Below are 20221 nucleotides of genomic sequence, written 5' to 3'. Positions count from 1 at the left end.
CTTCAACACCGTACGCAGGCCGGACCTCAGCAACAAGGCATGGCTTTGATCGCCGTGCTCTGGTTGGTGGCTGCGCTCAGCCTGATGGTGACCGGCGTCAGCGGCGTCGTGCGCCAGGAAGCCAAGATGATTGGCGTGGCCAAGGACAAGGTGACCGCGCAGGCCGTGGGCGATGCGGCCGTGGTCATGGTGCTGCAGCAGCTGGCGGCCGATCGCACCATTTTGCAGGAGACCACCGAGACCTCGGTCAATTACCAGGGCACCCAGGTAGCGGTCAGTGTGATGCCGCTCAACGGCCTGATCAATATCAATGGCGCATCGTTGCCGCTGCTGACGGCGCTGATGAGCGTGGGCGGGGGATTGCCGGAAGGCGCCGCCCAGGAGCTTGCGGTAGCGGTCCTCGATCGCCGTGAACGCTCTTCGCTCGACGGCCGCCGGCCGGAGCGTTTTGAGGCGATAGAAGACCTGATGCAGGTGCCCGGAATCGATTACGACCTCTATGCTAGACTCGCGCCCTTGATCACGGCGGCGACCGCCGGCTCAGGAGGCGCCACGGTCAATCCGTTGGCGTCGCCTCCGGATGTGCTGCGGGTGCTGGCTAACGGAGATGAGGGCATCGCAGCCCGTATCGCTGCATCGCGTGGTCAGCCAGGGCTGGACACCACTGGCCTGGACGCCAACTTGGCGCGCCCTGGCGGCGCACAGCGCCGCTACCGCATAACGGCCCAGGTGCCGATGGCGGACGGACGGATTTTTCTTGTAGATCGCAGTGTGTACTTCGGGGCCAGAACGAGAGACGGCCTGCCCTGGTATACGTTTGAAGCGCGCCAGATGCTGAAGCCAGCATCCTGATCGAAGCAAAGCACCCTTATGGCAATTTCTACTGAATCGCGCTTTTTTGGGCTGGATCTGAACCAGCTCAAGGCCGATATTTTAAAAACCTGGCGCAGGGCGCCACAGTGGCCGCCGCTGTCATGGCTGCGGCCTGCGCAAACGCTGCGGCTGGTACCTGCTGAGGGCGCCCCCACCGTGGTGTGGGAAAGCGGCGAGCCGGTGCTTAAACCTGGGCGTGAGCCTGTGTTTTGGGCGTTGGAACTGCCCGAACACATGGTGCTGCGCAAGACGGTGGCCCTGCCTGCGCTGGATCCTCAGGATTGCGCCAGCGCTGCTGAATTGGAAGTGCAGGCGATCAGCCCTTTTGCTGCCGATGATCTTCTCTGGGGCTATACCGAGTTGAGCCGCAGCAGCAAGGGGGTCAAATTGCTCGTGGTCCTGGCTTCCCGAGCGCAGACCGAGCCCTATCTGCAGGCGCAGGTGGCCCAGCAGCTGCATCTGCAGACGCTCAAGGGCCAATCCAAGGCAGAGTCGTTGGAGCAGCCCGAAGTCTGGGTGTTTGCACCGGAACGCAGGCCGGTGGTGTTCCAGGGCTTTGGTGAGCAAGCCCGTTATGCACTGGGTCGCAAGCGGCTGTGGTGGAATGTCGGCGGCGTCGCGCTGGCGGTGCTGTTGGTTGCTGCCATCGCTGCCACGCCGACGGCGCAACTGCGCTTGCGCGCAATCGAGGCAGTTCATGCCTACGAGGGCATGGCAGCCAAGACCACGGATGTCGTGGCCAAGCGGGAGGCCCTGATCCAGAGCGCGGACAAGGTCGGAGGACTGTCGGAGCTGTTGGCAGAGCGCATTGATGGCGTCAAGGTGCTCAGCATGCTGACCAATGTGCTGCCTGACGATACGGCCTTGCAATCAGCCCGCATTCAGGGCAGCAAGGTGACGATCTCTGGCTTGACCGAGAACGCTTCGGCCCTGATGCAAAAGCTCAGCAACCAAGAGGGTGTCAAGGATGTGCGCGCGCCCAGCGCTGCTACCCGCATGGGCGGCGGTAATAAAGAGAGTTTCACCATCGAGCTGGGGCTCGATGCCAAGGTATTTGGACCGAAGACGGTAATCGAGGTAGAGGCTGCCGCCAAGCAAGATCCTGCGCAGCCTGCTGCTACGGAATCTGCAGAGGGCGTGCCTCCTGTCGTGCCCGCACCTGCGCCACAGGGGGCGACGCCGGGCGCACCTGTTGCCGCGCCCGCTGCAGCGGCGCCCAAGGCCAGTATAGGGGGCGGCAAGCCAGGCCCCACGCTGGGGGGCACCAAGTCGGGCCCCAGCCTGGGTGGAAGCAAACCATCGTCTCCTCCTCCTGCCACTGAACCAGGAGGGAAAAAACCATGATCGCGAATCGACCCCATCGTAAAGAACTGCTGATCCTGGTGGTCACCGCATTGCTGGTGCTGCTGCCCTTGGTGGCGCTGGGAAGCTATGTTGTCAGCAAACACCTCTGGGCGCAGGCGCGTCTGTCGGAGCTGGAGCCCCGTTATGCAAGACTGCGTGGGCTCGATCTTCAGCGCGAGGAGATCGACCAGTCGCTGGAGCGGGCTTTGCAGATCCGTGCTGAGTATATTTACCCTGGCAGCCAGGATGTCGCACAAACTGGCAATGCCGTCCAGCAGAAGGTACGCAGCCTGCTGACCACTGCTGGGCTGACCGTCGTCAGTAGCCAGGTGTTGCCTGCCAAAGAGGAGAAGGGTTTTGACCGCATTCCTCTGTCTGTGCGTGCAGAGGGAGATTTGCTGGCAGTCGATAGCGCGCTGGCCGTTTTGAACGAGCAACTGCCGGTCATGCTGCTGGCCGATGTGGAAGTAAGAAACCAGGGAACCTTGCAGGTGATGAATGAAAAGGTGGCACCCAGGCTGACTCTTCAGATGACCCTGAGCGTTTTGAGGGAGCGTCCATGAAGCGCCATATAAGTGTCATTTTGGTGGCGGCCAACGTCGTGCTGGCCCTGTTGCTGGCCTGGATGTGGTTGACGCCCAGTGGGGGGCTCAAGAATGCCCATTGGACTGTTCCCAGAGGGCAGAAGTCCAATTTGGACGACATCGTGCCCCGGCTGGGCAAGGCGCAGGCCATGGACCACAGCCAGTTTCTGGCCATGCTTGATCGCCCTTTGTTTTCACTGACCCGCCGTCCTCCGCCGCCGCCCCCTGCTGCACCAGCAGAAGCACCGCCGCCGCCGCCCGACTACCTGGCTGATGCGGTACTCAGTGGCGTCTATATAGGCGAGGATGGAAAGAGCGGCGGCATCATTATCAATTTCCAGGGCAAGGACAAGTCCTTACCGCTGCGTGGAACGCTGGATGGCTGGACATTGAGCTCAGTCGCGGATAACCGGGTCTATTTCACCCGAGACGGCGTGACCAAGGAAATTGCCTTGCAAAAAGGCAAGCTGCAGCAAGGCTTCGGTCCCGCGACAGAGACCAATGTGCCGCAAAGAGCTATGCCCGCCCAAATCGGGCAGCCGCCTGCCGGCACCGATACCCCACCACCGCGTCGCCGTGCAAGCCTCGGCGGCTCTACCGCTGCCCAGCGCCCCTGAGCGTGGCAATCTCTATAAATAGATAGATCCTAGGGTTAGAACCATGAAGTCTCCCGTATTTTTCAACACGGCGCTGGTAGTTGCACTGGGCCAGATCGGCATGCTGCTGCCGGCCCAGGCGCAAACTGCAGCACCGCTGCCTGCGGCGCAGCCTGCAGCCCAAGCGGCTGCTCAGCCGCCTGTGCTGCAGGCGCCCAATATCCTGATCTCCCCCAAGATGGGTAGTGACGAGGAAGAGCAATCGACCGAGCCGCGGGTGATGCGCGGCACCGATAAGCTGCTGAATATTGACAAGTCCACACCTATCACCGGTGGCGCGCCGGTCAGCTTCCGTTTCGAGGAAGCGCCAGTCGCCGAGGTGGTTCGCACGGTGATGGGCGATATTCTGAAGATCGACTATGTGATGCACCCGCCGCTGCAGGGCACGGTGACTTTGACGACGCCCAAGCCGATCGATCCGGACAAGGCCGTCTTTCTGCTGGAAGCGGCGCTGCAGGCCAATGGTCTGGCGATGGTGCGCGATGCCCGCGGCACCTACCAGGTCGGCAAGCCCGAGGTGCTGCGCAGTCTGGTCGGCAATGTGCGTATCGCTGGTGCGCCGGGCAGCATGGCGCCCGGCTACGGTGTGATCGTGGTGCCGCTGCAATACATTGGCGCCACCGAGATGTCCAACATCCTCAAGCCCATCATTCCGGCCGAAGCGTTGATCAAGGTCGATACCGTGCGCAATGTGCTGATCATGCAGGGTACGCGCACCCAGTCCGAAGGCTGGATGGAGATGGTCAAGACTTTTGACGTGGACCTGCTCAAGGGGATGTCGGTTGGCATCTACCCGCTGAAGCACGCCTCGATCGAAGAAGTCAGTGCAGCGCTGCAAATGGTCAATGGTGGCGGCGGCCAGGCGGCGCAAGGGCAGGGCGCTGCAGCGTCGGCGGGTATTGCGGGTGGAGCGGCCGGCGCTGCCGCGCAACGCCGTCCCGGCCAGGCAACCGGTGCTGCTGCCAGCGGTAGCGGCAATAACCAGCTCAGCGGCAATGCGGCAGCGGCAGCTGCGCTGCTGACCTCGCTGGGCGATTCCAATCCCCTGTTCGGTGCTTTGCGGGTGCTGCCGATCCCGCGCCTCAATGCGCTGATGGTGATCACGCCACGCGCCTCCTACCTGGATGAGGCAGAGCGCTGGATTCGCCGCCTCGATGTGCCCGGCTACGGGGGCAGCGAGCCTGAACTGTATGTCTACCGCGTACAGAACGGCAATGCCAAGTACCTGGCCCAGGTGCTCAATGGCATCTTTGGTGGCCAGCAAGGTGCCGCCGGCAATATGACGTCCGGCGTAGCGCCCGGTCTGAACGGCGTCAATAACAATAACAACCGTTTGGGTGGTGGCTTCAACAACTTTGGCAGTACGACGGGCTTTTCATCCGGTTTTGGCAACAACAACGCCAACCGCTTTGGCAACACCGGCAATGCCCAGCAGCAGGGGGGCACGCCTACCATCACCGCTACCGCTATCGGCGATATCCGCGTCGTAGCTGATGAGTTCAACAACACGATCCTGGTTTGGTCCACGGGTTCGCAGTTCCGCAAGATCGAGGCGTCACTCAAGCGCCTGGATGTGGCGCCTATCCAGGTGCTGATTGAGGCCAGCATTATTGAGGTGACACTCAATGACAACCTGGCGTACGGTGTGGAGTGGTTGTTCCGTAACAGCGGCATCGGAGGGCGCAATTTCTCGGGCACCGGCAGCCTTGGCACGTTGAACAACACGACAACTAGCCCTGTTGCTGCGGCAGCGGGCAACTTTACCTATTCGCTGTTCAACAGTGGTGGTGATCTCGCGGCTCGCTTGAGTGCCGTCGCGGGGCAGGGGCAAGTGAAGATGCTGTCCAGCCCTTCGGTGATGGTGATGGACAACCACCCAGCTTCCATTTCTGTGGGCGAGCAAATTCCGGTCAAGGTCAGCAGCACCATCACGTCGACCAGCTTTCTGTCAGACAACTACCAGCTCAAGGACACGGGGGTGATCTTGAATGTCACGCCTTCCGTCAACTCCGGCAATATGGTCAGTTTGCAGATCGACCAGTCGGTGATCGATGACGCGGGTCTCGATGCCGCATCGCAGCAGACTAAATTCTCCAACCGCCAATTGACCAGCAAGCTGGCCGTGCGCTCGGGTGAATCGATCGTGATGGGCGGCTTGATCAGAGACCGAACTGAAAATAATGACTCTGGCATTCCTTTGCTGAAAGACATTCCGATCATTGGAAAAGCCTTCAGCACCACCAACAGAAACTCAAGACGCACGGAACTTTTGCTCGTGATGACACCTCGTGTGGTGCGTACTGATGTGGATGTGCGCGAGGTTAGCGAAGAGCTGCGTGACCGCCTGCGCGGCTTGAACGATGATGATCTGCTGATGCGTGCCAACAATGCCCCCGCTCCTGCATCCCGTGTTGCCCCTGTGCAACCCGTGCAGGCACAGTAATTCACTATGTTGTAAAAGTATTGAAATATGAACACTAATACACTCATTCAATCGATGAAAGCATTGTTTGCACTTGGTGCGGTGGCTTCCCTGGTGGCATGCGCCAGTCTCCAACCAGCGACCCCGGAGGAGATCGTCGCCAAGAATGCGTTGGAGTTCAACAACGCCCGGATCAAGGGGGACCATGCTGCCGCCTATGCGTTGACCAATGCGGCCTATCAGAAGGCACGCACCCTTGAACAATATAAGAAGGCCTACCCCGGCACCTTTGCGCAGTCCGCTGCGATCCACGATGTCAAGTGCGATGCGGAAAAGTGTGACGTGGGCGTCGATTTGAAGGTCAAACCACCGCTGATAGGGAAAAATCTGGGTACCATTGATATGTATTCGAAGCAAACTTGGTTGCTCGAAGACGGTCAGTGGCGACTCTATCTGGAGCCCTGAGCCCATTGCCAAGCTCAGTGGGCGGTGTGGAAGGCAGATGGTTGTTGTAAATTCTCAACAGCTACTGCAAAAAAACAGGGCGCTTGCTTTGCAAACCGCGAAGGCGCTATGCTATTATTTCTTAGCGTAAACAATCGTGGTAGTTGCGCTGACTAACTTTTTTTAACTGGAGTGTGTTTATGAAGAAAAATGTTCTGGCTCTGAGCATTGCTGCCATGATTGGCGGTTTTGCTGGTGCTGCTTCCGCTCAAATGACTGCTGCTTCGGCAACCAAGTTCGAGCAAGCCGAAGGCGGCGTGGGTCACATTTTGGTGGTTCCTTACTTCACCACGCAAAATGACAACATGTCCGTGTTCCACGTGGTGAACACCGACACTGTGAACGGCAAGGCTCTGAAGGTTCGTTTCCGTGGCGCTGCCAACTCTGACGATATCTTGGACTTTACCGTGTTCCTGTCGCCTTACGACGTGTGGACCGGTTCGGTGCAAGCTGATGCCAATGGTTCGTACTTCCTGACGGCTGACAACAGCTGCACGTACCCCAACATCCACGGCCAAAAGATCAGCTTCGTGCAAGATCGTCTGGCTGATGGCTGGACCGCCGAAAAGCGTGTGAACAACACGAAGGAAGGCTACGTTGAAATCCTGAACATGGCTGACGTGAAGCCAGGTTCCGACCTGTTCAAGACCATCAAGCACGGTGCCAACGCTGCTCCTGCTTGCGCTGACTCCGTTCTGGAGCAGACCCTGTCGATCAACCCAACCACTGTGGCAACTGCTGCAACCCTGGGTTACGACACGCCTACCGGCCAACTGACCGGCGACTGGTACATCCTGAACGTGGCCCAAACCACCACGTTCTCCGGTGCTGCTACCGCTATCAAGGCTGTGGACGACGCAGGTGCAAACGCCCGCGGCAAGTTCGTGGCATTCCCACAGGACAACGCAGCAACTGGCGTTGCGATCGGCGACTACACTGCTGATCCACTGTTCAAGGCTGGCGCTAACATCCTGTTTGGTGATGGTACCCAAGTGGCGGCACCTCTGGTGGCCGCTGTGAACTACGACTTCCCAGACCTGTCGACCCCTTACCTGACCACCACCACCACGCCTGAACAGCAAGCTTCGCTGCTGACCCAAGCTGTGGCCAACACCGGTGTGTCTAACCAGTTCGCTACCGATACCCTGATCGATGCGAAGACTGACTGGGTTCTGTCGATGCCTACCCGTCGTTACAGCGTTGGCGCTAACTACGCTGAAGCTACCAACTCGGGCAAGTACCGCGTGTTCAACGCTGGTGTGGTCGCTGCTGACAACACCACCCGTTACTTCGAAGCTGGCACCACCTCGGTGGACGCTGATGGCAACATCTGCGTGAACACCACCAGCAACGTGTTCTACGACCGTGAAGAATCTTCCGTTCGTAACGGCGCTGTGATCTCCCCCGGCACTGCCAAGGTGATCCGTCTGTGCGGTGAAGTGAACGTGCTGGCATTCAAGGACACTGGTAACTCCGTGCTGGGCGCTTCGGTGGCTCGTCAGACCGCTGCTGTGAGCTACGAAAACGGTTGGGGCCAAGTGAACTACACCCGCGCTCTGCCAGTGGTGGGTTCGTCGTTCATCAAGCTGACCAACGCCGGCGGCGCAGCTAACGGCTTCAGCGGTACCTACGGTATCACCTGGCCACACCGCTTCTCCAAGTAATTCACGCTGTGGCCGCAAGGCCATAGTTTGAAATACTGAGAGAAACAGCCAAAGGGCAGAGAGCAATCTCTGCCCTTTTTACATTTCTGAAATATTTGTTCAATCGATAGCGCAGTGGTTCGCAGCACGATTTGTTATGCTGCTTCTTTTGCCAGTAGGACTGTGAATGCGTAACCGTATTTTTTTCGCCCCCGCGGGCATCGTGTTGAGTGTGTTGGCCTTGACGGCCTCAGCTGCTACCAGCAACAGCCAAGTGTTGATATCTGGCGTGCCAGGAGCTGAGGTCAGTGTGGTTGATGTGCAGGCGGAGGCGCAGCGCTTACCTGCAGAGATGCGTGATAACTTCTTGGCGAACAAGGATAGCGTGCAGCAGATGGTGCATGCGCTGTTTGTGCGCCGGGCGATGGCTGCCCATGCGCGTTCCGTGGGTGTGGCGGATGACCCTCAAGTAGCTGCCGCTGCGCGCATTGCAGCGGACAAGGTGGTCTCCGATGCATATCTTGCCAAATTCAATGCCCAGCATGCCCCAGATCCGAAGTTGATCGAGGCGCAGATCAAGGCGCACTACGCTGCTAACAAGGACAGCATGGCAACGCCTGAACAAGTGCAGTTGGCGCACATCCTCGTCAAGGGCAAGACCGATGCAGCTAAGCAAAAGGCTGAAAAGCTGTTGGCCGAAGCGAAGGCTGGTGCAGACTTTGCTCAGCTGGCCAAGGACAATTCCGAAGACCCAGGAAGCGCTGCACGCGGTGGCGATCTGGGATTCATTACCCGTGGCCGCATGGTGCCCGAGTTTGAAAAGGCAGGCTTCGCGCTGACCAAGCCGGGTGAGTTCGCTCCTGTGGTGGAGAGCCAATTTGGCTACCATGTGATCAAGTTCATCGACCGCAAGCCTGCGGTGCAAAGGACATTTGAAGAAGCGCGTCCTGAGCTGGAAAAGCAATTCACGCAAAAGGCATTGCAAGCCGCCCGTGAAGCTGAGGTGGAGAAGGTCACCAGCAAAGCCAAGTTTGACGAAAAAGCCTTGGAAGCCTTTTTGGAGCAATATAAGGCAAAATAACCCGTAGTCACTGCCTATGCGGCAAGGAGGAGGCTGAAACGGCCTTCTCCTTTTTTCATGGGAGCTTGTTTTTCGTTATTGAACTGAGATGCGCACCTTTTTGCACAGTATCCAAGAGGTTTGGAACGCCCGCGCCCTGGTCGGCGTGATGACCCGCCGAGAGGTCGCTGCACGCCATGCGGGCACTGCGCTGGGCGTCATCTGGCCCTATCTCCAGCCGCTGCTGTCCGTGGCGGCTTATTACCTCGTGTTCGACATCGTGTTCGCGATGCGGCTGGGTGAGGGCGCATCCAGCCATGCGGTGGGTACCTTTCTGATTGTGGGGGCGCTGCCTTGGATGGCCTTTTGCGATGCGGTATCGCGTGGCATGGGCAGCTTGCTGGAGGCAGGATCCATCTTGCAGAAGAACCCGCTGCCGCCGGTGCTGTTCCCGGTGCGATCGGTGTTGGCCAGCTCCTGGATCTTTGGTCCGCTGATGCTGCTGCTGGCGCTGTGCTACATCCCTGTGCACCATATGCAGTGGGGGGTGTTGGCCTTGCTGCCGCTGATGGCCATGCAGCTGCTGATGACCTTGCTGCTGTCGTACGCGCTGGCAATCTTTGCGGCGGCCTTGCGTGATACCGTGCAGCTGGTGGGCTTTATGCTGTCGGTGGGTATCTACCTGACGCCGATCCTGTTTCCGATCACGATGTTTCCGCAGGGTTGGCGCTGGCTGCTGTGGTTGAACCCGATGGCTTCCTATGTCATGGGCTACCAGTCTGCGCTGCTGCAGGGCCAGTGGCCGGAGCTGCAAGTCTGGGTGGTGAGCGCTGTGTGGATTGCAGTGCTTGCCGTGGTGGTGAATGTGCTGGTGCGGCGCAGCCGCGATCAGCTGGTGGACTGGCTATGACGGGCGTGCAGATGGCGAAGACGCAAGAGACCGCGGCCGTGCTGGTGGTCAAGAACCTGGGCAAGGAATACAAGCTGTATGACTCCCCGCGCCAGCGTGTGAAAGCGCTGCTGACGGGGCAGGCCATGCACCGCAGCCACTGGGCGCTGCGTGATGTCAGCTTCAGCCTGGCGCGCGGCCAGTGCATCGGTGTGGTGGGTGACAACGGTGCCGGCAAGAGCTCCTTGCTCAAATTGCTGGCAGGCACGATGCAACCCTCGGCCGGCACCATTGAGCGCTCCGGCCGCATCACCGCCATTTTGGAGCTGGGCGCGGGTTTCCACCCTGACTTCAGCGGCCGCGACAACCTGTATTTTGCCGGCAGCCTGATTGGCATCAGCCATGAGGAGATGCGCAAGCTGGAGCCGGAGATCATTGCCTTCTCCGAGCTGCAGGACGCGATCGACCGGCCGGTCAAAACCTATTCCTCGGGCATGAATGTGCGCCTGGCCTTTGCGCTGGTCACCGCCGTGCAGCCCGATGTGCTGATCGTCGACGAAGCGCTGGCCGTCGGTGACCAGAGCTTTCAGAAGAAATGCATCGAGCGCATTCTGGACTTTCGCCAGAAGGGCTGCACCATCCTGTTTTGTTCGCACAGTCCCTACCATATTCGCCACCTCTGCGATGCCGCGTTGTGGCTGGAGCAGGGCCAGGTGCAGATGTTTGGCGAGACCGAGGCGGTGCTGGCGGCCTACGATGTGCGCACGCGCCAAAAGCAGGATGAGAAGGACCGGCAGCAGTGGGGTGATGATGCGGCAAGTACTGTGCCGTCTGTGCTGGCCGATGTGGCTGCAGCCGCGGTGGCTACAGAACCGGCCGATCCACTGGCTACGCCCTATGCCGTGGAGCCCCCCAACCTGCCTCCAGCCGAAGAGGCTGGCAACGCCTGCATCCTGTCGGTGGATATTGCCAACCTGAGCCCGGGCGACCCGCCGGTGTTGCAAGGCCAGGACCTGGTGATCACGATCAAGGCACGCGGCAACGGGGCCGAGCGGCCCAATATCGGCTTCATGATCGAGCAGAACAAGGGGGTGGGCATTGCCTGCCTGGCTACGCACGAAGAGGGTGCGGTTCCCCTGCAATTGCCTGATGGCAGTTGGCAGTCGGTACTGAGTTTTCCGGACCTGCCTTTGCACAGCGGTGACTATGTGGTCAGCGCCTTCTTGTTCGATGGCTCGGGTCTGGCGGTCTACGACCAATGGTTCCAGTACACCGTCTTCCGCTTTATCTACCCCAAGCCGCTGCCTGGACTGGTACGATTGCCCCACCATTGGAGCTGAGGCTGCGCGCAAGCGCGTGCACCGCTTGAACCCCAGGAAACGAGCGCGCCAGCGTCTGCGCTGGCGTGCCCACCGCCCCCAGATTTATGACCACGAATTCTCCCTCTGCGACCAGCCAGGGCCAGCAGTTGCTGGCCGAAGCCCAGCTGATGCTGGCCAATGGCAATTTTGAAGCGGCCTCGGGCCTGCTGCTGCGTGCCCGTGCCGAAAAGGACGTGATGCTGGCAGCGCATGCGCTGATCGAGCAGCATGGGCTGACCGGCTCGTTCCGCAACATCATGGGCCTGGACTGCACGATTTCCACAGCCGATGATATTTTTGGCTTCTTTGCCGGCCACCCCAGCAGCAACAACCCGCTGCGCGACTACCTGGCCGATGGCTGGCGCACCCTGGCCGAGCTGATGACGGTGATGGAGCGTGTCGGTCAGCCGCTGGTGCAGAGCCAGCATTTTCTGGAGTTTGCCAGCGGCCATGGCCGTTTTACCCGCCACCTGGCCCATCTGCTGGGCCCCGGCAAGGTGACGGTATCGGATGTGGTGCCCGATGCGGTGGACTTCGCGCAGGGTACCTTTGGCGTACAGGGCTTTGTCTCTGCCAGCGTGCCTGAGCAACTGGTGGCCCCGCGCCAGTACGACACGGTCTTTGTGCTGTCGCTGTTCAGCCATCTGCCGCGCAGCACCTGGGGCCGCTGGCTGCAGGTGTTGTACAACCTGGTGTCGCCGGGTGGCATTCTGGTGTTCAGCACGCACGGCATCAAGGCGGCCCGGTTTGACAGCGTTCCGCTCGATGATGAGGGCTTTTTCTTTGCGCCGTCGAGCGAATCGAACGCCATCGATCCGAACGAGTACGGCACGGCCTTTACGACGGAAGCCTTTGTGCGCGCGCGCATTGCCGAGACCGTGGGCGCCGACAAGCTCGAATATTTCTCCCCCGTGCAGTTCTGGAACCACCAGGACGTGTACGTGCTGCGAAAGCCATCATGAACCGCGGAAGCCGTATGCGCCGCCTGGCGCAATTGCGTGAAAAGCTGCTGGGCCTGCCCGCGTTTGACGACAGCCGGATCACCGACGAGTGGTTCCGCTCCCACTTCCACTACGCATCCGATGTGGTGGCGCAGTGGCTCAGCCCGGTGATGGATGTGAGCACCGCCCGCCTGCTGCAGTTTGGCTGCGGCGATGGCATCACCGATCTGGCCCTGGTGCTGCGCCATGGCGCTGCGGCCATCCACGGCGTTGATGTGCGCCAGGAATACGCCAAGCTGCCGCGCATTGCGCAGGAGCAGTTGGGCCTGCAACGCATTCCGGCCGCGCTGAGTTTTCAGACGATCACGCCCAGCGCGCCGCTGGCGGGCCAGGCGCCGCTCTATGACGGCATCATGAGCTGGTCGACCTTTGAGCATGTGCAGCGCGACCAGTTGCTGCCCATCCTGAAAGACCTGCTGGCCTGCCTGAAGCCGGGCGGGCATTTCTTCTTGCAGATCGAGCCGCTGTTCTACTCCGCCTTTGGCTCGCACCTGCGCCGCTATGACAGCGTTGCCTGGCACCACCTGCTGGTGGACGAGGATGCGCTCTGGAAGGTGATAGCAGCCTATGACGGTGAACTCAGCCCGGATGAGGTGGACTTTGGATTTGCCGATTTTGGGCCTGAGGGCTACAAGCGCTTTGTGTTCAAGGAATACCAAGAGCTCAACCGCCTGACCGCCGACGAGCTGGTGGCGCTGGCTAAGGAAGCGGGCTTTACGGTGGCACGCGAAGAGCGCCGCCACTATGAGCCCGAGCCCGTGCCCGAGGCCTTGTTGGCGCAGTACCCGCGCGAGGTACTGACCAACAACGAGATCTTTTTGCTGCTGCAGCGACCCGTTTGATCCTTGACTGGCCTTCCGCTAAGTGGTGAGTTGCAATACGTTGTTTTCACCAAGTCGGACTGGTTGAGTTTCCCTACCCTAGCCTGTCCGGTTGAACGACCCTCACACTTAGAACGCCCTAGCGCTCACCACTCGCCAAAACATCCTGACCATGAAGCGCTAAACAAATGATCTAGAAGCATCTCGTGACAATCCCATAGGTCGTTGTAAGGTTCAAGTAGGGATTGTTAAATAGCATGAATCTATGCAAATATGGTTTTGCATTAATTTCATGAAGGGGATGCTTATGAAGAACTTAGTGGCGCTTACAGCGCTCTTCATTGCTGCCGCTGCAAATGCGGCGGATGCAGGAGCGGTGGATCATGCTGATGCAAGTGCATCTTGGGGGTGGGCCTGCACTTCTGAGCTTCCTCACTACCAAGGAGTGATCCACGCGTACCGATCTGATGGCCTCTTCTTAGGAGTGCTTGAAGCAAACCATCCGCGTGAGCAAGCAGTGGCAAATCTCTGTGGAGGGAATGGGAACCATGGCTTTGGCGGCGACTTTATCTACGATGCGAGCTGGCTAGATGGCCGTAGATACAACATCAATTTGTATTTTATTCGCGCAGATGGATCCAACTTCGAAGTTCCAGGCTCGCCAGTGAGGGGCGTGCAGTTTGGCAGTGCGCCCCCTCCGCCGCCCCCACCACCACCACCACCTCCACCGCCCCCACCTCCGCCACCTCCGCCACCCAGTCCACCCTATGTGGTTATTGAAGGTTGCGATATGCAGCGGCCTGGTCCCGGTTGGGCAGCGATTGCTTGGGGTGGTAATCCCCCACTTTCCGCAAACTGCCCGCGCCCACGCCCATTCCAAGTGCAGACATATATGAAATATAGAAATTTCAACGTGTTTCCAGCATTCAGGAGTGGTACGACGATGACAACATGTGCAGGACCTGTCCCAACAGGCTGGACTGTCGTCAGCAATAGTCGATCATCTTCGAATTGCCGCAATCCCAATACTGGAGCAGCGTGGGCATTTGGATGGGAATGGGAAATCCGTAAAAATTAAGTTGGATTCGTTCTCAAAGCCGTGTCGTAAACTTCATCCCACTGCGTGGACAGTCGTCCAACCAGTGGGATGTTTTCATGACGAAATACCGTGCGGGAGCCCTTGGTTTCCTGGATCTGTTCCGATTGACAGCCTAAAGTCCGGTTGTAGCTTCTTCCTGATGCGCCGGGGCTGAGATGCTAACGCTATAGCTCAAACGCTGCATGCGCTGGCCCAGGCCGCTGCGGCTGAAGAGGCGGCGGTTGATCGAGGGCTGGCAGTGCAAAGGTGTGCGTACCAGCCAGCAGGTGTGGCGCACTTCAAAAGCGGGGTGGAAGTACGGATCGCCCTGGTCCAGGAAATCGCGCCAGCGGCTGGCGAACAGCGCCGAATCCTCTGGGTGCGGGTCATAGCCTTCGGCCTTGCCCCGGGTGATGGATTCATGGTGGATCAAGGTGGCTTGCGGGCAGTACAGCACGCGCCAGCCCAGCTGCAAGGTGCGCAGGCACAGGTCCACATCGCCAAAGCCTACGGCGAGCTTCTCGTCATAGCCGTCGATGGCATCAAACGCATCCTTGCGCATCAGCAGGCAGGCGGCGGTCACGGCCGATACCTCATGCGTACTGACCAGGCGGCCCATGAAGGCGATGTCGACGCGGTCGGGTGGCAGCTTCAAGAACTTGCCATAGTGCTCGGCAATGCCAAAGGCGCCCACGCAGACACCGGCGTGCTGGATCGACGTGCGGTCGGGGTAGAGCAGCTGCGCGCCCACCATGCCGACGCTCGGGTCCTGGCACTGCGACAGCATGTGCTCCAGCCAGCCGCTCTCCAGCGCCTCGATGTCGTTGTTGCAGAACAGGTAGTGGCTGTAGGGGCGGGTCAACTGGCGCACGGCCCAGTTGTTGATGGCTGAGAAGTTGAAGGGCCCTTGGTAGCGCAGCACGGCGGCAGTGCCGTCTTGCTGCAACTGGGCAAAATAGTCCAGGCTGGCCTGCTCGGTCGAGTCATGGTCGATCACAATCAGGTCGTAGGCGGCATGCTGCACGGTGGCGCGGATGCTGTCCACGCACTGGCGCACCAGGCTGCCGTAGTTCTTGGTCGGGATGATGATGGCCACACGCTGGCCATCGGCGATCTGGTGCTGCGTCTCAAAGAAGTTGAAGGAGACGCCGGCGGCCGAGCGCGCCGCGATGCCGCTGCGGTCCAGATGGCGTTGCAGCACCGCAGTCGAGGTGGCCATCACCTGGGCCATCTTGTCGTGGCCGGCCGAGCCGGTGTGGGTACGCCATTGGTAGAGGAGTTCAGGCAGGTGCACGATGCGGCTGGCCGCCTCGCTGACTCTCAGAATCAGATCGTAGTCCTGCGAAATGCCCAGTGTCTCGTCAAAGCCGCCCAGGCTGCGCAGCAACGCCGTGCGAAAGCCCACCATGTGCACGATATAGGGGTGGCTGCGCAGGTATTCGGGCGAGAAGGCCGGACGGTGGAAGTACTGCAGCACCTGCTTGCCATCAGGGCTGACCAGCACTTCGTCCGAGTACAGCATGTCCGGGTGATCGGCCATGACGCTTTGGGCGACGCGGTAGATGGCCTGGGGCTGGAGCAGGTCGTCATGGTCCAGCAGCACCACAAAGGGAGAGGTGGCCAGCGCCAGCGCCCGGTTGCTGGCGTGCGATACGCCATGGTTGCGCTCGCCCAGGTGCAGCTTGATGCGGGGCTCCTGCGCGGCCAGCGCTTGCAGCATGCTGCGCACATGGGGCTGGGTGGAGGCATCGTCGGCGATGCACAGCTCCCAGTGCGGGTAGATCTGGGCGCGCACCGAATCGACCATCGCGGTCAACATGGCCGGGTCGGTGTTGTAGGTGGGCACCAGGATCGAGATGCTGACCGGCTGCGTCAAGCTTGCAATTTCGGCGCGCAGCACCGGCAGCACCTCGCTGGCCAAGCGCTGCTGGTAGTCCTGCCAGGCATCGGTGGGGGCGACCGGTACAGTCGGGGCATCAGGGTGGCCCAAGGACAGCAGCTGGTGCTTGAGCATGGGGGTGCCACCGGTGCGCCAGGCGCGCCAGAGCCGGCGGCTGTTGCTGCCCAGTTGGCGGGGATCGGCGGCCAGCAGGTACATGCTGCGGGCCAGCTGGCGCAGCTTGTGGGGCAGCTTGCGCAAGGTAGAGAGAGTGGATGACAAGGAGCGGCTCTTGGTTTTTGTAGCAGGGGTGCTTGATTTGCAAGCACTATCGGGCCATTTTATTTAATGGGGGGATTGGCGCAGGTCCGTCAGGTAATCGTGTCCGTAGCTCCAGGGCTGCAGGTACTGGGCCTTCAGGTCGACCGCAGCCGCCGGCGCAGGCAGCGGTGGCTGGCCTTCGATGTACTGGCGCTGGCGAATGTCGAGCATCAGTGCCAGCCATTCGTCGGCCGATGTGCTCCAGGGACGCAGCCAGGTCCAGGGGCGGCCAGCCAGGCGCTCGGGGAAGGCGCCGATATCGGGCGCGATCACCGGCACGCCGGCCTGAAGGCAGGCGCTCAAGGTGTAGCTATAGGTCTCGGGCCACAGCGCCGGGAACCAGACCACATCGGGCTGCAGGCGCGCCATCAGTGCGGGCAGGTCGGCATCGTCGTAGGGTCCGTGTATGGTCAGGCTGGCATGGGGCTGGGTGCGCATGCGGCGGTGCGGGTAGCCCAGCAGGTGCAGCTCGACTGGCGCTTCGCTCTGGGCAGCAGCCAGTGCCACCGCTTCCATCACATCGCCTCCCTTGGCCAGGCTGACGCCGCCGAGGATGAAAACGCGCAGATGCGCATGGGGCGCCAGCGGTTGACCCTTGGGTACGGGCAGCGTCGCTGGATCGGGGATGTCATGGTGGGTGACATAGCGCACCGGCGCATCGGGGAAGTAATGGTGCATGCGCAGCGCGGCATCCTTGCTCGGGGCCAGCACATAGCGCGCCTGGTTCAGGAACAGGCGGTGCCGCATGCGCCAGGCATCGATGTACTCGCCAGTGGGCGCGGGCTCGGCCCCCGAACATTGTGGGCACTGGGCCACACCCAGCGCCGCATAGTGCGCATTGTGCGTGGGCTCCATCAGGTTGATCTGCGGGCAGATGGCGTAGTAATCGTGCGCGGTGAAGTCATAGCGCACGCCCAGCAGCTCGGGCAGGCGCATCACTTCCAGGTTCAGGCCCATCAGGTGGTGGAAGTGGATATGGCTCACGCCCAGCTCGCGCAGCAGCGCCACCAGCGCTTCCGATTGCGTAGGCCAGTGGAATTCCTCGTCATAGCCCTCGGCCGCATCCAGCCACTGCAGGCGGATGTAGTTGTCTTCCAGCGGGGTCAGGGCCAGCGATACCGCGCGATCACGCAGGCTGTGGGCCAGCTCCTTGACATGGCGCAGGGTGCCGCCGCCGGCGTTGTGCAACACCATCAGGATGCGCGGCAGCGGGTGCTGGCGCAGGCGGGCCTTGTCGATGGCATTGCGCGCGGCCTGGGCCGGGTTGGCTTTCAAGTGGGCTTGCACCAGGCTGTCGTAAGCGGGGTGCAGCTGCAGCAGGGTCTGGTAGGCGGCCTGCTCGCGCGGCGTCTTGCTGTCGCCGAAGCTGACGCCGCCGGTGTGCAGCACCACGCTGTCCAGCGCCAGCAGATGGCGCCAGCCCAGGTCATGGGCGCGCATGCAGAAGTCGTTTTCTTCGCCGTAGCCCTTGCCGAAATGCTCCACATCAAACAGGCCGGTCTGCGCCAGGCAGTCGCGGCGGATGTACATGCAAAAGCCGACGCCGGTGGGCACCTCGACCGTCTGCCCGGCATTGGCGCTGGCAGCCAGATGGTTCAGGCGCAGCAGGTCGGCATCTGCGGGCAACGCATTCTTTTCGCAAAAGCGCGGGTAGCTGCAGATCGTCGCGTTGTTGGACAGCGGCGTGACGCTGCCCACATCTTCTGCGCTGTAGGCCGCCCGGTGCAGGCGGTCCAGCCATTCGTGGGACACCTCCGTGTCGCTGTTGAGCAGCAGCACATCATGGCTGGGGTTCAGCGCCATGCCGCGATTCACGGTGGCCACAAAGCCCAGGTTGCTGTCGTTTTCCAGCAGGTGCACCCGGCTGTCCTGCTGGGCCAGTTCGCGCAGCCAGGCGGTCAGCTCCGGCTCGGGACTGGCGTCATTGATCACCACCAGCTGGCTGTTGGTTTGCGTGGCCGCCTGCAGCACCGACTGCAGACAGCGCTGCGTATCGCCCAGGCCCCGGTACACCGGGACGATGATGTCAACCATGGTCGCGGGCTGGGCTGCTGCCAGCGGGCGCACGGGTTCGGCCAGCGTTTCAGAGGGACTTGCTTCCTCGACCACGATGGCGGGCACCGCCTCATCCTGCGTCTCAGCGCTCACCTCCGCTGCATCGAATGCCTCCACTGCTTGCACAGGCTCGGGCTCGGGCACATGCACGACGGGCGGGGCGGGCGCAGGCCGGCCGCGCAGCCGGGCCTTGGCGCTGGCCAGTTTCTGGCCGACGCGGTAGGCCTCCGAGGCCTCGATTTTGCTCAGATGGGTTTGCAGATTGTTGATATGCGTCTGCTGGCCCTGGATGTGCTCCTGCTGCTGGGCAATGGCTTCTTCCAGGTTTTGGCGCTGGTCCTGCATATGGGCCTGCAACTGGCGCAGCTGCGTGTGGGCATCGGCCTGGGCCTGCTGCGCGCGCAACACCTCGGTGTCAGCATGGCGGATGCGGGCCTGCAGTTCCTGGGCGCTATCGGCCAGCGCCGCATAGTCGGCGGACATGGGCCAGCCCAGGCTGACTTCGAGCACCGCACCTTCCGTCTGCAAGCAGTCCTGCAGCAGCGCCGGCGCAATCGGCAGGTGCAGGTGCGGGTCGTCGCCGGTCAGCAACAGCAAGGTGCTGCCCGGCGCGGTGGCGGGGGCCGGCTGCCAGCTGATCTGGCTGTGCGGCACCTGCGTCAGGGCTTCGGGCTGGTCCGCCTGCCAGCGCCAGCGCAGCGCGCCGCTCGCGTCATACAGGCGCACCGCGTGCAGGTGCAAAAAGCCGGGGCGGTCGGCCGGGTCCCAGCGCAAGCTCGGCTGGGCGCCTTCAAAGCGAGGCAGCGCAAAGCGAATGTTCTGCTGCAGCGCGCCGATCTGGCCCTTGGCAATCAGCTTGTGCGACTCGCTGAACTGGCCGGCATCGGCCCAGTACAGGTTGGTGGTGAAGCTGGCATGTGCGGTGTTGGCCTCGCTCTCGATCGCCAGCAGTGCATGGGCCTGGGCGGCGGCGGCATCGCTGCTGGGGCGGATGCTGCAGATGAACTGGTAGGCCAGCGCATCGGGCTGGGCCAGCAGGTAGCGCATCACCGCGGGTGGCAGGCTGTCGGCGGTGGTGCGGGCAAACTCGGATTCGTCGAGCGGGCGATCGACGGTCTCCAGCGATTGCACGCTCCACTGGCCCTCTTTCATCAGCCGCAGCAGCGACTGGCGCGTGAAAAAGCGCAGATGCGTGCGGTCGAGCAGGCCTTCCTCGCGGTAGCGCAGCTCGCCCTGCATCAGCTCCATCACCAGACCGCAGTAGCCGGCGTTGGGGATGGAGACCAGGATTTCCCCGTTCTCGGCCAGCAGATCGCGGCAGTCGGCCAGCAATTGCTCGGGCTGGCGCAGGTGCTCCAGGACATCGGCGCAAACGATATAGTCATACTGACGCCGCGTAAAAGCCTCAGCCAGGTTGATCTGTTCCAGATCCGCCACAGCGAGATCGCGATAATACGGCCTGGCGAGCGCGGCCTCCTCGGCACTGAACGTCACCCCATCCAGGATGCAGGCCTTGTGCTGCTGCAGGTGCTGGCCCAGCACACCTGGGCCGCAGCCCAGATCGAGCACACGGGCGCCCGGCTGTATCTTGTTCGCCAGCACGGACAGCGAGCTGCGTTGCTGGAGATCGATGTGGCGGGTGTAGACGTGGTGTTCGCGGGTCATGGATATGGGAATGGGTAGGAATTCTGCCGGGATAGGCCTGCACAGGCAGGTGAACAATGAATGAC

At 61.3% G+C, this 20221-nt stretch carries 14 protein-coding genes; 12 read left to right on the top strand and 2 right to left on the bottom strand.

The features are described from left to right. Nucleotides 1–39: 39 nt before the first annotated feature. The 12 genes from AB7A72_RS19365 (at nt 40) to AB7A72_RS19310 (ending at nt 13179) form a co-directional block, all read left to right on the top strand. Nucleotides 40–852 (top strand): type II secretion system minor pseudopilin, encoded by an 813-nt coding sequence (locus AB7A72_RS19365; protein WP_239810574.1) that lies wholly within the window; start codon nt 40–42, stop codon nt 850–852. Between the two features lie 18 nt (nt 853–870). Continuing rightward, nucleotides 871–2217: a PilN domain-containing protein gene (locus AB7A72_RS19360; protein ID WP_369460875.1), complete on the top strand. Its 1347-nt coding sequence runs from the start codon at nt 871–873 to the stop codon at nt 2215–2217. Then, nucleotides 2214–2780: a type II secretion system protein GspM gene (gspM, locus tag AB7A72_RS19355; RefSeq protein WP_369460874.1), complete on the top strand. Its 567-nt coding sequence runs from the start codon at nt 2214–2216 to the stop codon at nt 2778–2780. Before AB7A72_RS19360 ends, gspM begins: the two co-directional genes overlap by 4 nt. Continuing rightward, nucleotides 2777–3418 carry a hypothetical protein gene (locus AB7A72_RS19350; RefSeq protein WP_369460873.1) on the top strand — a complete coding sequence of 214 codons (642 nt, stop codon included), beginning with the start codon at nt 2777–2779 and terminating at the stop codon, nt 3416–3418. Before gspM ends, AB7A72_RS19350 begins: the two co-directional genes overlap by 4 nt. A 43-nt stretch (nt 3419–3461) precedes the next feature. After that, entirely contained in the window at nt 3462–5900 is a 2439-nt protein-coding gene (gene gspD / locus AB7A72_RS19345; protein WP_369460872.1) for a type II secretion system secretin GspD, read from the top strand. 27 nt (nt 5901–5927) lie between these two features. Beyond that, nucleotides 5928–6344, top strand: a complete 417-nt coding sequence (locus tag AB7A72_RS19340; RefSeq protein ID WP_369460871.1) for a hypothetical protein — start codon at nt 5928–5930, stop codon at nt 6342–6344. A gap of 179 nt (nt 6345–6523) precedes the next feature. Beyond that, on the top strand, nt 6524–8047 hold the full coding sequence (locus AB7A72_RS19335; protein WP_369460870.1) for a cell surface protein: 1524 nt from the start codon (nt 6524–6526) through the stop codon (nt 8045–8047). Nucleotides 8048–8213: 166 nt separating this feature from the next. After that, nucleotides 8214–9107: a peptidylprolyl isomerase gene (locus AB7A72_RS19330; RefSeq protein WP_369460869.1), complete on the top strand. Its 894-nt coding sequence runs from the start codon at nt 8214–8216 to the stop codon at nt 9105–9107. A gap of 88 nt (nt 9108–9195) precedes the next feature. Next, a complete protein-coding gene (locus AB7A72_RS19325; protein WP_407065001.1) occupies nt 9196–9996 on the top strand; it encodes an ABC transporter permease in 801 nt (266 codons plus the stop codon). Between the two features lie 11 nt (nt 9997–10007). Then, the gene (locus AB7A72_RS19320) at nt 10008–11315 is read left to right on the top strand and encodes an ABC transporter ATP-binding protein (RefSeq protein WP_369460868.1); all 1308 of its coding nucleotides are present in this window, start codon (nt 10008–10010) and stop codon (nt 11313–11315) included. Between the two features lie 86 nt (nt 11316–11401). After that, a complete protein-coding gene (locus AB7A72_RS19315) occupies nt 11402–12298 on the top strand; it encodes a class I SAM-dependent methyltransferase (protein WP_369460867.1) in 897 nt (298 codons plus the stop codon). After that, entirely contained in the window at nt 12295–13179 is an 885-nt protein-coding gene (locus AB7A72_RS19310; protein WP_407065000.1) for a class I SAM-dependent methyltransferase, read from the top strand. Before AB7A72_RS19315 ends, AB7A72_RS19310 begins: the two co-directional genes overlap by 4 nt. A 1190-nt stretch (nt 13180–14369) precedes the next feature. On the opposite strand, the gene AB7A72_RS19305 is transcribed toward AB7A72_RS19310, so the two are convergent. Continuing rightward, nucleotides 14370–16397 (bottom strand): glycosyltransferase family 2 protein, encoded by a 2028-nt coding sequence (locus AB7A72_RS19305; RefSeq protein ID WP_369460866.1) that lies wholly within the window; start codon nt 16395–16397, stop codon nt 14370–14372. 63 nt (nt 16398–16460) lie between these two features. Then, nucleotides 16461–20156, bottom strand: coding sequence for a methyltransferase domain-containing protein (locus tag AB7A72_RS19300; protein ID WP_369460865.1), 3696 nt, complete (start codon nt 20154–20156; stop codon nt 16461–16463). Nucleotides 20157–20221: the final 65 nt, after the last annotated feature.

The organism is Comamonas sediminis (assembly GCF_041107495.1).
Taxonomy (GTDB): domain Bacteria; phylum Pseudomonadota; class Gammaproteobacteria; order Burkholderiales; family Burkholderiaceae_C; genus Comamonas; species Comamonas sediminis.
The sequence above is the reverse complement of the archived record's forward strand: the minus strand, read 5'-3'. Positions and strand labels throughout refer to the sequence as shown.